This window comes from Streptomyces sp. NBC_01478 (assembly GCF_036227225.1).
In the GTDB taxonomy this organism is placed as follows: Bacteria; Actinomycetota; Actinomycetes; order Streptomycetales; family Streptomycetaceae; genus Streptomyces.
Genome location: NZ_CP109444.1, coordinates 2,801,078 through 2,814,762 on the forward strand (window position 1 = coordinate 2,801,078; position 13,685 = coordinate 2,814,762).

At 69.9% G+C, this 13,685-nt stretch carries 11 protein-coding genes; 6 read left to right on the forward strand and 5 right to left on the reverse strand.

All coding sequences use genetic code 11. The annotated features are described in order from the left end of the window. Positions 1 to 13: 13 nt before the first annotated feature. Positions 14 to 1,696 carry a class I adenylate-forming enzyme family protein gene (locus OG223_RS12555; protein WP_329246620.1) on the reverse strand — a complete coding sequence of 561 codons (1,683 nt, stop codon included), beginning with the start codon at positions 1,694 to 1,696 and terminating at the stop codon, positions 14 to 16. Beyond that, positions 1,693 to 2,457: an SDR family oxidoreductase gene (locus OG223_RS12560; protein WP_329246625.1), complete on the reverse strand. Its 765-nt coding sequence runs from the start codon at positions 2,455 to 2,457 to the stop codon at positions 1,693 to 1,695. Before OG223_RS12560 ends, OG223_RS12555 begins: the two co-directional genes overlap by 4 nt. A gap of 159 nt (positions 2,458 to 2,616) precedes the next feature. Between OG223_RS12560 and OG223_RS12565 the strand changes: the two genes are divergently transcribed. Next, a complete protein-coding gene (locus OG223_RS12565; RefSeq protein ID WP_329246628.1) occupies positions 2,617 to 3,837 on the forward strand; it encodes an exo-beta-N-acetylmuramidase NamZ family protein in 1,221 nt (406 codons plus the stop codon). A gap of 81 nt (positions 3,838 to 3,918) precedes the next feature. After that, on the forward strand, positions 3,919 to 5,280 hold the full coding sequence (locus tag OG223_RS12570) for a serine-threonine protein kinase (protein ID WP_329246631.1): 1,362 nt from the start codon (positions 3,919 to 3,921) through the stop codon (positions 5,278 to 5,280). Here OG223_RS12570 and OG223_RS12575 read toward each other — a convergent pair. Continuing rightward, complete coding sequence (locus tag OG223_RS12575; RefSeq protein ID WP_329246634.1) at positions 5,269 to 8,052, reverse strand: penicillin acylase family protein; 2,784 nt, start codon at positions 8,050 to 8,052, stop codon at positions 5,269 to 5,271. The two genes, OG223_RS12570 and OG223_RS12575, sit on opposite strands and share 12 nt — an antisense overlap. A gap of 221 nt (positions 8,053 to 8,273) precedes the next feature. Between OG223_RS12575 and OG223_RS12580 the strand changes: the two genes are divergently transcribed. Continuing rightward, positions 8,274 to 8,876 (forward strand): hypothetical protein, encoded by a 603-nt coding sequence (locus OG223_RS12580; RefSeq protein ID WP_329246637.1) that lies wholly within the window; start codon positions 8,274 to 8,276, stop codon positions 8,874 to 8,876. A 144-nt stretch (positions 8,877 to 9,020) separates the two neighbouring features. Here OG223_RS12580 and OG223_RS12585 read toward each other — a convergent pair whose 3' ends face one another. Next, entirely contained in the window at positions 9,021 to 9,812 is a 792-nt protein-coding gene (locus OG223_RS12585; protein ID WP_329246639.1) for a G1 family glutamic endopeptidase, read from the reverse strand. Positions 9,813 to 10,071: 259 nt separating this feature from the next. On the opposite strand from OG223_RS12585, the gene OG223_RS12590 reads away from it, so the two are divergent. Then, a complete protein-coding gene (locus tag OG223_RS12590) occupies positions 10,072 to 10,989 on the forward strand; it encodes a hypothetical protein (RefSeq protein WP_329246641.1) in 918 nt (305 codons plus the stop codon). A 36-nt stretch (positions 10,990 to 11,025) separates the two neighbouring features. Beyond that, positions 11,026 to 11,754 carry a 3-keto-5-aminohexanoate cleavage protein gene (locus OG223_RS12595; protein ID WP_329246644.1) on the forward strand — a complete coding sequence of 243 codons (729 nt, stop codon included), beginning with the start codon at positions 11,026 to 11,028 and terminating at the stop codon, positions 11,752 to 11,754. On the opposite strand, the gene OG223_RS12600 is transcribed toward OG223_RS12595, so the two are convergent. After that, positions 11,700 to 12,434: a hypothetical protein gene (locus OG223_RS12600; RefSeq protein WP_329246646.1), complete on the reverse strand. Its 735-nt coding sequence runs from the start codon at positions 12,432 to 12,434 to the stop codon at positions 11,700 to 11,702. The two genes, OG223_RS12595 and OG223_RS12600, sit on opposite strands and share 55 nt — an antisense overlap. A 148-nt stretch (positions 12,435 to 12,582) precedes the next feature. Here OG223_RS12600 and OG223_RS12605 point away from each other — a divergent pair, with 148 nt between their 5' ends. Then, positions 12,583 to 13,650, forward strand: coding sequence for an RNA ligase (ATP) (locus tag OG223_RS12605; protein WP_329246652.1), 1,068 nt, complete (start codon positions 12,583 to 12,585; stop codon positions 13,648 to 13,650). The last annotated feature ends 35 nt before the right edge of the window (positions 13,651 to 13,685 follow it).

The window sequence follows — 13,685 nt, forward strand, 5'->3', positions numbered from 1 at the left end:
CTTTTCTGGCTGTTCACTCGCTGTCGCGCGACCGGGAACGCAGTTCCCGCCGGAGGATCTTCCCACTTGCCGTCTTGGGCAGCTCGGGCAGGATCTCCACCTGGCGCGGGTATTTGTAGGCGGCCAGTCTCTCCTTGCAGTACACGGCGAATTCATCGGGGTCGGTTTCGGCACCCGGACGGAGGCTGATGTACGCCTTCACCGTCTCGCCCCGGTATCCGTCGGGCACCCCGACGACGGCCGCCTCGCGCACCGCCGGGTGGGTGTACAGCACGTCCTCGACCTCGCGCGGCCACACCTTGAAGCCGGACGCGTTGATCATGTCCTTCTTGCGGTCGACGACGTACAGCCAGCCCTGCGGGTCCATGAACCCGATGTCCCCGGTGCGCAGTTCACCGTCCGGGAAGGTCTCGGCGGTGGCCTCGGGGCGCCGCCAGTACCCGGGCACGACCTGCGGCCCGCGCACGACGATCTCGCCCTGTTCCCCGAAGGGCACCTCCTCGCCCTGGTCGTCGACGATCCGTACGACCGTGTTCGGCCCCGGCGCGCCGACGGCCAGCGTCCCGGAGACCGGGTCGACGGGCGCCTCCAGGTCCTGCGGCACGGACGCGCAGGGGGCGGTGCACTCGGTGAGGCCGTAGCCGTTGCGGATGTACGGCCCGAAGCCGGCCCGGAACTTCTCCACCAGGGCGGGCGGCAGGGGCGCGCCGCCGGAGGAGATGTTCACGAAGGACGAGAAGTGGTCGGGGGTGACCGCCGGGTGCGCGGCCAGCGCCATGAAGGCCGTCGAGGGGCCGACGGTGTAGGCGGGCCGGTGTTCGGCGAACGCGTCGAGGACGACGCCCGACTCGAAGCGGTACGCGAGGACGAGCAGGCCCGCGCTGTTGAGGCACGCGGCGAGTTCGCAGACCATCCCGGTGATGTGGAACAGCGGGGCCATCGCGAAGTAGACGGGAGCTTCGGGCAGCCGCAGGCCCGTCCGCTGCCGTTCCGCGTTGGCCATGATGTTGCCGTGGGTGTTGGTGGCCCCCTTGGGAGCGCCACTGGTGCCCGACGTGTAGCTGATGAGGGCGATGTCCGACGGACCGCGATCGCGGCCTTCGGGCGCCGGGTTCCCCTGCCGGGCGACGGCCACCAGGTCCTCGGCGTCCGCCGCCTGCGGGAGCCGCTCGAACGTCAGCACGCGCGCGTCGTTGCGAGTCTGGAAATCCAGCTCACACCCGGTGAGCACGATCCGCACCGGGGACCCGCTCTCCTCGACCGCAGCCGCCGTCTCGCGCAGATACGACTCCCAGGCCCGGTCGGAGCAGATCAGCGCGGTCACCTCACCGTCCCGCAGGACATGGGTGACCTCCCCCGACTTGTACATCGGGTTGACCGGGACGACGATCGCGCCGGCCTTCCAGGCGCCGAGCACCGCGATCACGAAGTGCGGCGAGTTCTGCAACATGATCGCCACCCGGTCACCGCGCTCCAGCCCCCGCGCGGCCAGATACCCGGCGACGGAATCGCTCAGCTCGTCGACCTCGCGATAGCTGAGCCGCCCGTCGAAGTAGGCGAGCGCGGCGCGGTCCGGGTGCTCCGCGGTGACCGCGCGGAAGGCGTGCACCAGGGAGTCCGGGGGGCTGATCGGGGCCTTCTGCGCCTCGTTGAGCAGACCCAGCCAGGGCTTGGCGGCGTACAGGGAGTCGGTCATTCCCCGGCCTCCCACTTCTGCTGGATGTGGTTCATGGTGGTCAGCCAGCGATCCGGTTCGGCGGCCCGGGCCTGGTAGTACCCGGCGACCTCGGGGTGCGGCAGGATCAGGAAACGCTCCTCCTCGATCCCCTTCATCAGAGCGTCGGCAACGGCATCGGGCTCGATGGCGGTCGGCTGAAGCACCAGGTCACCCGCGCTGCCGGTGGCGGCGAGCATGTCGGTGCGGACACCTTGCGGACAGATCGCGTGGACCTTGATCCCCCGGTGCCGGTACGTCAGGGACAGCCACTCGGCGAAGGCGTACGCACCGTGCTTGGTGACGCTGTAGGGCGCGGCCCCGATCATGGTGAGCAGCCCGGCGGCCGACACGGTGGACACGAACCGCCCCTCGCCCCGCTCCAGCCACCCCGGAATCAACGCCTCCGCGGCCCGCACATGAGCCATGACGTTCACGTCCCAGGCCAGCGCCCAGACACCTTCACCGGCCGCTTCCGACCCACCGGAGCCGACCCCGGCGTTGGCGCAGTAGACGTCGACGGTCCCACCGAGAGCGTCCCGGGCCGCATCGACCACACCGGAGGCGTCCCCCGGCACGGCGATCCCACCGATCTCCTCGGCGACGGCTTTCGCCCGCTCACCGTCCAGATCGTTGACGACGACCCGGGCCCCTTCGGCAGCGAACCGCCGCGCGAGCGCGGCCCCGATGCCACCCCCAGCCCCCGTGACGACTACCCCGGCACCCTGAACGGCTTCCACCATCGGTCTCCTTCGACTGCGGCTCCACTGCCCAGCCAGACTAACCGGTCGGTATGTAACACCGAAAGGGCAGGCGCCCCAAAGGGGCGCGGGGAACGGCGCGCCCAGCCACACACCACGCGCACCCGACAAACCACACGCGGCAGCCCCTACGGTGCCACCATGCCCCTCACCAGAAGAACCCTCCTGGCAGCAACCCCGGCGGCAACCCTCACCCCAGCACAACCCAAGAAAACCGAACTGCGCACCGGCTTCGAACAACTCGCCGCGCACGACTACGCCCAGCTCAGCGGCCAGCGAACCGGCATCGTCACCAACCCCACCGGCATCACCAGAGACGCCCACCACATCGTCGACGTCATGCACGCCAGCCCCCACGTGAACCTGGTCGCGGTCTTCGGCCCCGAACACGGCTTCCGAGGCACCGCACAAGCCGGCGGCTCCGAGGGCTACTACACCGACCCGGCAACCAAACTCCCGGTCTACGACACGTACTTGAAGAGCGGTCAGCCACTCGCCGACATCTTCAGGACCGCCGCCGTGGACACCGTCGTCTTCGACATCCAGGACGTGGGCGCCCGCTTCTACACCTACATCTGGACCCTGTACGACTGCATGGAGGCGGCCCAGCTCGCCGGCAAACGCTTCGTCGTGCTCGACCGCCCGAACCCGGTGACCGGAAGATCGGCCCAAGGCCCGGTCCTGCACAAGGAGTTCGCGACCTTCGTCGGCCGGAAGCCGATCGCGCAGGCGCACGGGATGACGGTCGCCGAGCTGGCGCGGCTGTTCAACGGGGAGTTCCTGACGACACCCGTGCCCCTGGAGACCGTACTGATGACGGGCTGGAAGCGGTCGGAGTTCTACGACGCCTGGTCACTCCCCTGGGTACCGCCGAGCCCCAACATGCCGACGCCGGACACCGCGCTCGTGTACGCGGGGACGTGTCTCTTCGAGGGCACGAACCTGTCCGAGGGCCGCGGCACCACCCGCCCCTTCGAACTGCTCGGCGCGGAGGGCATCGACGGACGCTGGGCCGCCGAGGTGAATCAACTCGCCCTGCCCGGCGTGCACTTCAGGGAGGCCTACTTCGCGCCCACCTTCTCCAAGTTCCAGGGCAAGACGGTCGGCGGGGTCCAGATCCACATCCACGACCGGGCCGCGTACGACCCGGTCCGCACCGGCATCGCGCTGCTGGTGACCGCCAAGAAGGCCTGGAGCGGCTTCGGTTGGCGTTCGGACAACTGGATCGACAAGCTCACCGGGTCCGCGCGGGTGCGTACGGCGATCGACGCGGGGGCGGGTACGGACGAGGTGGTGGCGGGCTGGCAGGAGGAGTTGCGGGCCTTCCGGCGGGTTCGAACTGAATATCTCCTCTACAAGTGACTCGCGACGTATGGCCAATCTTCACCGGTAGCGGGACGATGCGCCCACATCGAGCCGCTCCGGGGGACGAGGAGGCCGGTCATGGCGGATCCGGCGATGAGTGTGAGCCCTTACTGGGAGTTGACCTTCGACGCCGACGGCGACGTCGACCAGCGAGAACGCGATCGGCTGCTGAGCGAGGTGCGGCAGCGCGGGGTCGGTGACCTGATCGTCTTCTCGCACGGGTGGAACAGCCAACGCGCCGGCGCGACCCGGCTCTACAGCCGCTTCTTCGCGCCGGTCCCGCACCTCGCGCCGAAGGCGAAGATCGGGTACGTGGGCGTGATCTGGCCATCCATGGAGTTCCCGGACCAACCGATTCCGAACTTCCCCCGATCACCGGCCGCCGTAGCGGAGTTGACGCGGCCGGCGCTCGACGACGGCACCCGGCACGCGCTCCTCGACGCCTTCCCGGGCAAGGCGCCGGTGATCGACCGGATCGCCCGGATGCTGGACCAACAGCCGTCCCGGGACGTTGAGTTGGAGGAGTTCGGGCGGCTGGTGCGGACGCTGGTGGAGGTGGTGGCGCCGGGGCCGCAGGCGTTGTTCGGCGCGGACACACTGGCGGAAGGGGGGTCGCAGTACGAGCCGCGAATGTTCGCCGTCGGGCGCACGGCCGAAGTCTGCGAGCAGTTCGCGCAGGCGCTGGCCCACCTCGAAGCACCCCAATCTCCGGGCGCGGTGACGGAGTTCGCGCTGCCGAATCCGTGGAAGGGTGCGCGGGAGCTGCTGCGGCAGGCCGCCTACTACGCGATGAAGCGGCGCGCGGGCACGGTCGGCGAGCGTGGTCTGGGCCCGGTGGTCGGGCGGCTCGCGGCGGTGGCGCCGGAGGTGCGGGTGCATCTTGTGGGGCACAGTTTCGGCGGGCGTCTGGTGTCGTTCGCGCTACGGGGTCTGCCCGAGGGAGTGCACTCGGTCAAGTCGGTGACGCTGCTCCAAGGGGCCTTCTCCCACTACGCGTTCGCCGCCCGGCTGCCGGACGACCCGCGCACCGGGGGTGTGCTGCAAGGTCAGCAGAACCGCGTGGACGGGCCGTTGGTGTGCTGCTACTCGCACTGCGACTCGGCGCTCGGCACGATCTACCCGCTGGCCTCGCGGATGGCGGACGACGACTGCTCGTTCGCCGCCGTCGACATCGTCCGGGCGCTGGGCGACAAGTGGGGCGCGATGGGCCACGACGGGGTGCGGGCGGTGCCCGGCACTCGGTCGCTGACACTGGCCGAGGCCCTCGACTCGCCACTGCCGGACTCGGGTTGTGTGAACGTCGACGTCTGCTCGGTGGTGTGCCACGGCGGTCCGCCGAACGGGGCGCACAGCGACATCGTGCACCCCGAACTCGCCCGGGTGGTGCTGGCGGCGGGCCGGATCGACCGGCCCGCCGCCGCTACGACGTCACCGGTGTGAGGTGAACTCCACCACTTGCTGGAAGGTGGGCCGGTTCTGCCAACTGATGTTGTAGTGCTTGATGCCGCCCAGCGTGCGCTGGACGATCGAGTCGGCACACCACTGGTCGCCCGCCGAGCACAGGGTGTCCCCGGGGTAGACCGTGGCCGCGGTGGCACCGGCCGCCGTCTTCAGTGTGCTGATGAGGATGTCCCGGCAGGCGCTGAGGCTGCCGCCGCCGCAGTACTGCTGGGCCAGCGGCCCGGACACGGTCTGCCCGAGCACCGACCGGATGTCCTTGTCGACGTAGCTCCACCAGCCGTACTGGAAGGAGCTTCCGGCATGCGACCCGGTCGGGCCGTGCGCGGCCGAGGGGGTCTCGTCGATGTACAGGTTGTTGGTGAACGCGGTGTACAGGCTGTCACCGAGGCCGGGTTGGAACTCGGCCTTCACCAGCGCCGGCCACCAGGCGTCCAGGATCCGGATGGCGTCGGCGTTGGCGTAGGCCTTGGAGCCGGCCGAGGTCTCCGTGCGTTTGCCGCCGGCGGTGAGCCAGGTCTGGAGCTTGGTGACGGCCGCTGCGGCGGTGGTGTCGGTGACCGTACTGCTGTTGATCACCTTCAGCAGGTCGGGCAGGACGTCCTCGGCGCGCAGGTCGGTGAGCGAGGCGTCGGACATCGCCTTCACCAGCGAGGATCTGGTGACCCCGCCGGCCGCGACGAGTTTCTTCACCCGGTCGTCGAGGAGATTGCCGCGATGGACGGACCCGTCACCCCAACTGGCCGTCGTGTAGTTGAGCGCCTGTTTGTTGTTCCAGGAGATGTAGTAGTCCTGGTCGACGGAGTTGGGGTGCGCGGAGGCCGGGGTGTAGTCGGAGGTGTTGGTGGTGGGGTTCCAGTTCTGCCACTCGTAGGCGGCCTGGCCCCAGACCGGGAACTCGGAGTCGACACCGCTGGCCCGCACGGGGTTGTTGCCGCTGTTGTAGTACGCGGTGTGCGAGGAGTCGGCGTAGAACCAGTTGAACGTGAAGTTGATGTGCTGCGCGGCGGTCTGGAAGGTCTGCGGACTCTTCACGTAGTCCGGGTCGTTGAGCATCTGGAAGCCGATGATCGAGTCGGCCTCGTGCATGTAGGAGGAGCGCAGGGTGGTGTAGGCGACCTTCTTCCCGCCGACGGTCGCCCGGTACTCGACGGGTCCGTACTCCGTCTTCCACACCCGCATGGTGTACGACCCGGCGGCGGTGCCGTCGGCCGTGGTGGGCGCCCAGGAGTTCTTCTGCTCGATCTCCTCCATGGCCGTGCAGGTGCCGTGGAAGAGGTAGTGGTAGTCGTCCTGGCAGAGTTCGACGGCGTACGTGTCGATGATGTCCTGGCCGGAGGTGGTCGCGGACCACGCGTAGTCCTGGCCGCGGCCGAGTTCGACGTACATGCTCAGTCCCGCGAAGGAGGCGCCGCGGGCGCTGATGCCCGGGCCCTGGATCTCCTGGAGCATGAGCAACTGCGGTGCGAAGTAGCCTGTTTGGGGTCCGAAGACAGCGATCGGGTGGCCGCTCGCGGTGGACTTGCCGCTCACCACAAGGGCGTTGGACATCCCGCGCTTGGCGGAGCTGAGGGCGGTCGCGGTCGCCGCGGCGGAGGCGGCGTCGGCGCTCTGGTCGGCGCCGGTGCCCGTGGCGTCGTAGACGAGTGGCTCGGTCGCCACCGAACCGGCGTCCGGCAGCGCCTCGCCCTGTGCGGTGGTGGGCTTGGTGCCGTACGGGAAGCTCTCACCGTTGTGGACGGTGAGCGCGGCCTCGGGGTCGTTGCGTTCGCGGAAGGACTCCCAGACCTTGGTGCCCTGTTCCACGCCGTACTTCTCCTGGGCGGCGAGCAGGGAGATCGCGTTGTTGACCTCGCCTCCGCCGCCGGAGCCGAACAGGGTGCCGATGACGGAGGCCAGCGCGACCAGGTCGGTGATCTTGAAGTGGTCGATCGTGCCGGCGTTGGTGATCGAGTCCTTGTGGCCGGTGAGGACGTACTCCCCGGGGAAGTAACGGCCGCTGTCGGAGGCGTCGATGTAGGCGTTGATGCCGGCCAGATAGGCGTTGGCGTCGGAGAGCGCCTGCTGGCCACGGGTGCCGTTGTTGGCGACGGCGTTGTCGATCTGGGACTGCAACTCGGCCTCGGTGTACGGGGCGTTGCGGTAGAACTCCTGCTCAAGGCCCTGGTTGGAGGCCGCGCCGCCGGCGAAGGTGGTCAACTGACCGCGTCCGACGTGCCGGAAGACGTCCATCAGCCACAGCCGGTCCTCGGCGGCGGCGTATCCGGCGCCGTACTCGGTGCCGTAGCGCGTGGTGCCTGTGATGTGCGGCACACCGGTCGCCTTGTCGCGGACGATGGTCACGTCGGTGCGGCCGCTGGGGCTCTCGGTCGAGGCGACGTTGGCGGCGGGGACCCCGAACGAGGCGTCGTTGAAGAAGGTGTTGATCTTCGCGTCGGTCAGCGTGGAGGCGCCCGTGGCCAGGTTGGCGTAGGGGCCGAGCTGGTCCTCCGCGTGACTGGGCTGGGTGCCGAAGACCTGGTTGAGGAGGATCTGGGCGAGGGTGGCGTTGCCGTTCTCGCCGGCCGGGAGGATGTCGGAACACTGGCCGCCGCAGTAGTCGTTGGAGGCCGTGGCCGCCGACGCGGTGCCCTGGGCAAGAGGAGACAAAAGGGCGGCAATGAGGGCGCATACGGATGCGGCCTTCAGGAACCCGGGGAATCTGCCGGGAGTTCTCAGTCTGTCGAGCAAGTTACGTGGGGTGCGCCGAGGCATGGCGGCTCCTACCGACGGGGGTGTGGCCGGACGTTACCGCCGGTATCCCCGGGATTGAAGATGAACATGCGTCAAGTTTTGGATGAGCGTGAGCCGCTTATGGAGGGCATCGAAAATCGGATGGAGCCAAATCGCTTGTCGATACGTCTATTCGGCGACGTCCGTTCGACGACGCCGAGGTGACCGAAGTACAGGTGCAGGTGTGACGGAGGTGCAGGGCGATGGCCGGTTTCCGGAGTCTGGCGAGACAGGTGCGAGACCCTCGGTGCGATCTGGCGCTGCGGCGCTACTCGCTGCGCAAGTGCCTTGAGCGGTTCGCCCCTTATGGGCACAGGGCGACCTGGGACCACTTGAGCTCCCGGGCCGGGTTCGGACCCGAGGACCGCTCCCCCGACCCGGCGCGGCTCGTGGCCGCACTGGACGAACTGGAGGAAGCGCGCAAGGTCTGGCTCGCCTATGAGGTCGGGTTCGCCGAACGCCGTAAGAAGGAGAAGCACGACGGGCTCCGCCGCCCGGGCACCGTGGACGACTGGCACCGGCTGACCTGGGGCGGCTTCGGCGTCGCCTGGTGCGACGACCCACGACTCCACCCCCATGAACCACTGGCCGAGGTGCTGCGAAAGCTGATCGCCGCCCTGGAGCGCGAACCGGGTTCCGTGTGCCCGGTGTGCGCCGGGGAGCGCCTCCAGTGGAAGTACGACCTGGCCCACGAACCCTCCTCGGGCCCGGTCTGCACGGACTGCGGCATCGTCGTCCCGCGTCCGGTGCTCACGCCCGAGGCACTGGCCCATGCCAGGCGCGGACGGCTGCTCATGTCCGCCTGAACCGGGGCGATCGAAGAAGGGCGCCAGGGGTGCGCCGGGGATGCCGCACCCCTTTACGACCCAGCCGGTTTGCGCTTGCCGGTGCAACGGCCGAGGCTGCCGACGGCGTTCCGTCGACAGCCCCGAAGCGGTGCGCAGCAGGTGTCAGCTCGCCTTCCACACGTCGGCGAAGCTGCCGCCGGAGATCGAGCCCGGCTGCGCCCGTACGGCGGAGCTGCTGCTCTTCGTCATCACGATCTCGTTCGGCGCGTACGTGTCCAGGTTGCTGCCGTTCGCCTTGGCGCCGGTGAAGGTGACGGTGCCGAAGTTCGCGAGGCTCGCGACCGAGCCGCCGACCTCGGGGGCCTCGGCGATGACCTCGGCGGAGGCGTTCTTGAAGCCGGACGAGCCGGCGTGCGTCGTCGTCTTCGTCCAGCCCTCGGTGGAGTCGGCGAGGGTCATGGTGAAGGTGGAGCCGGTGTAGGTCACGGTCGCCGTGAACTTGTCGCCGCCCTTGACGGTGACCCCGGAGTACGCGCTCTCGGAGGCGGGCAGCACCTCCCACCAGGCGCCGTAGGTGGCCTTGCCGCCGATGCAGTCGGCCTCCGTACCGGTCTGCTCCAGCGCGGAGTTGCTGTAGCCGTCGAGGCCGACCCAGAAGGACGAGTACGTCGTGGCCGAGCCGCAGGTGACGGTCGGCTGGGTCCAGGACGAGGTGACCGACGTGTAGGCGCCGGTCGAGCCGGTGGCCGCGTAGCCGGACCAGTTGGTGGACGAGACGGTGGCGTTGACCTTGCCGGGCTTCGCGAGCCCGTGCAGCGTGTGGCTCTCGTGGCTCGCTATGGCCTGGGTGAGCTGGGCCGGGGTGTGCGAGGCGGCGAGCGCGGGGGTGGCCAGGGCGGCGGTGAGGGCTGCGGCGGTGACGAGAACGAACCCGGCGGAAGATCTCGGGGACATGACTCTCCGTCATTCGAGGGGGTGGGGGGCTGCCATGACGACAGTGGACAGCAGCTTCCGCGAGGCCTCATGAGCATGGCAAGACGGTCAAGCCCCTTCAGTCTTGAGGGAATTGACGGCGCAACAACTGAGAAATCTGACAAGTTCATTCAAATTTGATCAATCGCCGGGCAAGACTGACCAAACTTCAGGGCAACGGTCTTCCGCCCCACGACAGCCCTGACTTGAGCTGGAGTACGTGACTTCCAGACCGGGGTACGTGACGTCCGGATCCGAGACGATGCCGTTCCACGAGGCGTTGCGCGCGGCCATCGCGGCCAGCGGGCTGAGCCTGGACCGGATCCAGGACCGGCTGCTGCGCCGCGGTACGCCGGTGGCGTCGGCGACGCTCAGCTCCTGGCAGTCCGGGCGCTACCAGCCCGAACGCCAACGGTCGTTGGCGGCGCTGACCGTCCTGGAGGACGTCCTGCGGCTGCCGCCCGGCGCGCTCACCGGACTGCTGGGCCCGCCCCGGCCACGAGGCCGCTGGCTGCCGCCGGTCGGCGACCACCCGGATCTGGCCCGGGTCTGGTCGGACCACCGCGACCTGACCGCCGTCCTCGCCGCGCTCGACACCCGCTGGGACGACAGCCTGACCAGGCTCAGTTGCCACAACCGGGTCGACGTGGACGCCGACCGCAGCGTCCGCTCGATGACCAGCCGCCGTCTGCTGCGCGCCGAGGCGGACGGCGCGGACCGCTGGATCGCCCTGTACCGCCTGGACGCCCCCGGCCCCTTGCCGCGGTTCCGCCCGGCGGCCCCGGCCACGCTGGGCACCGTCGTCGAACTGCCCGCCGAGGGGCTGGTGGCCGCGGAGCTGCTCTTCGACCGCCCGCTCGCGCGCGGCGAGACCGTGATCGTCGACTACACGGTGGAGCATCGGGACCCGCGCCCGTACTCCCTGCGCGCCGAGACGACCATTCACGTGCCGATGCGCGAACACCTTCTCGAGGTCCGCTTCGCGAAGGGGTCGGTGCCGCACGCGTGTTACTCGTTCCGCACGAACGGCCTCGGCTCCCATGCCGGTGCCGCGCGGCCCAGGGAGCAGCGGCTACGGGTGGACGCGTCGGGGTCGGTGCACGCGGTGGCGTTGGGGGTGGGGCCCTGCCGGGTCGGGATCCGGTGGGTGTGGGCGTGAGAGGGCGTTGTCAGTGGCGGGTGGCACCATCGGGACATGGTGCAGGTCTGTCTCAACGGGGCCCGTGGGGTTGCCGACGGCTGGATGGTGCCGGTCTCGCCCGGGGCGTTGGCCGATGCCGCGGTGGAGGCTGTCGCGGCGGGGGCCACGGATGTCCACCTCCATCCCAAGTCCCCTTGCGGGGACGACACGTTGTCGCCGCGCGTCCTCGCGGTGACGCTGGACGCGATACGGGCGCGGGTGACCGTGCCGGTCGGCGTGACCACCGGCGCCTGGGCCGAGCCGGACCCCGCCGCCCGGCTGGAGCGGGTGCGCGGCTGGACGGTGCTGCCCGACCACGCCTCGGTCAACTGGCACGAGCCGGGCGCCGAGGAGGTCGCGACGGCGCTGCTCGACCGGGGCGTCGGCGTGGAGGCGGGCATCTGGTCGGGGACGGAGGGCGCCGCCCGGTTCGCCGTCTCACCCCTCCGCTCGAAGGTGCTGCGGGTCCTCGCCGAGGTGACCGACCCGGATCCGGACACGGCCGAGGCGTCCGCGCGCGCACTCCTCACCGAGCTCGGCACCGGGCACGGCCGCCCGGTGCTGCTGCACGGTGAGGACGGCGGCGCCTGGCCGGTGCTCCGGCTCGCGGGGCACCTGGGGCTGGCGACCCGAATGGGCCTGGAGGACACGCTGTTCCTGCCGGACGGTGAACGGGCCTTGTCCAACGCTCAGTTGGTCGCCGAGGCGTTGGTCCAGTACGGGTGCGCCCAGCGCTCGTCGTAGGGCAGGGCGAGGAGTTCGGCCCGTACGGCGAGGTCGGCCTCGCCCTGGACGCACAGGCGGACGGCACCGGGGCCGGCCAGCCAGGCGCGCAGATCTGCCACGCCGGAGCCCTCGCCGTCGTCGTACCACCACCAGAACGGGGAGGAGTCGGACAACAGGTCGTAGAGCCAGGTGACAGCGCAGCGCGCGAGATGTGCGTCCGCGACGGGGGTCCGGACCCACCCGTCGAGGAACGGAGTCACGGCTCCGGCGATCGTGGCGCAGGTCTCGAAGGTGTCGTCGATGGCGTAGGGCGGCTCGGGCAGGGTGAGGGTGTCCTGCCACCAGGCGTGCAGGAAGGCCTCGATCGCGGTGGCCTGCTCGGCCGGCCAGGAACGCCAGTCCACCCGGCTCAGCCCATGGGCGCCGTAGCCGATCGAGCCCAGGGTGCCCTCGGCCATCGCCCGTGCGGCCTGCGGCAGCAGGCGTCGCATCGCGGCCGGGTCGTCGTCGAAGTGGTCGGGCACCTCGAAGAGGTAGTAGCGCACCACGTCCAGGGGCACGCGTGTGTACGGCGTGCGCAGAAACGCGGTCTCCTCGGGCGCGTGGCAGTGTCCGCAGCCGGTCTCGTGCGGGCTGGCGAATCCGTTGAATACCGTGTCGATGTCCGCGAGCGCGGCGTCAAGTGCGGGTGATGCCATGGGAGTTGGTCCCGTCGGTACTCCGTGCACGGCGTCGCCGCCGGCCGAAGAGACCGACGCTAGCAGTCACAAATCCCTTCGCTCCACCCCTTTCGGATCAGGACAGTTGAGTGCGATGAAACCCAACTGAGGAACCCGAGGAGTCCCGATGTCGACGCTGCGCGTCACCGCCGAAGTGCTGACCGTCCATGAACACCCGAACGCCGACGCCCTCGAACTGGCCCAGGTCGGCCTCTATCGAGCCGTCGTCGCCAAGGGGGCGTACCGCACCGGTGACACCGCCGTCTACATCCCCGAGCAGTCCGTGCTTCCGGCCGCGCTGATCGAGGAGTTGGGGCTGACGGGACGCCTCGCGGGGAGCAACTCCGACCGGGTCAGGGCGGTGCGGCTGCGCGGTGAGCTGTCGCAGGGCATCGTGTGCCGGCCCGAGGCCCTCGCCGACGTCGATCTGGCCCGGGCCGCCCTGGACGGCACCGACTTCGCGGAGCGGCTCGGCATCACCAAGTGGGTGCCGCCGATCCCGCCCACGATGAACGGCGACGTCGAGTCCGCGCCCGATCTGCTCCCCTGGGTCGACATCGAGAACATCCAGCGGTTTCCCGGCATCTTCGAACCGGGCGAGGCTGTGGTCCTGACCGAGAAACTGCACGGCTCCGCCTGCCTGTTGACCTACGCCACCGAGGACGGCCGCGTACAGGTCTCCTCGAAGGGCTTCGGCGCCAAGTCCCTTGCCCTGAAGGAGGATCCGCGCAATCTGTACTGGCGGGCGATCCGCGGCCACGGCGTCCCCGAGGCCGCCGCCCGCCTCGCCGACCGGCTCGGCGCGCGCCGGGTCGGGATCTTCGGCGAGGTGTTCGGCGCGGGCGTGCAGGACCTGACGTACGGCGCCGACGGCCGGCGCGACACGCTCGGGTACGCCGTGTTCGACGTCTCCGCCGAGATCGGCGGAGCGGTGCGCTGGCTGGACCCGGCCGAACTGCTCGACGGGGAGCTGCCGTTGGTGCCACGGCTGTACGAGGGGCCGTACGACATCGAGCGGGTGCTGGAGGTCGCGAGCGGGCGGGAGACCGTGTCCGGGCGGGGGCTGCATCTGCGCGAGGGGGTCGTGATCCGGCCGGCGAAGGAGCGGTACAGCGCGGTGACGGGTGGCCGGGCGATCGCCAAGGCTGTGAGTGCGGCGTATCTGACCCGGAAGGGCGGCACCGAGTACGAGTGAACAGGCTGTCCGGCGGCAGGATCACGGCTGCCGCC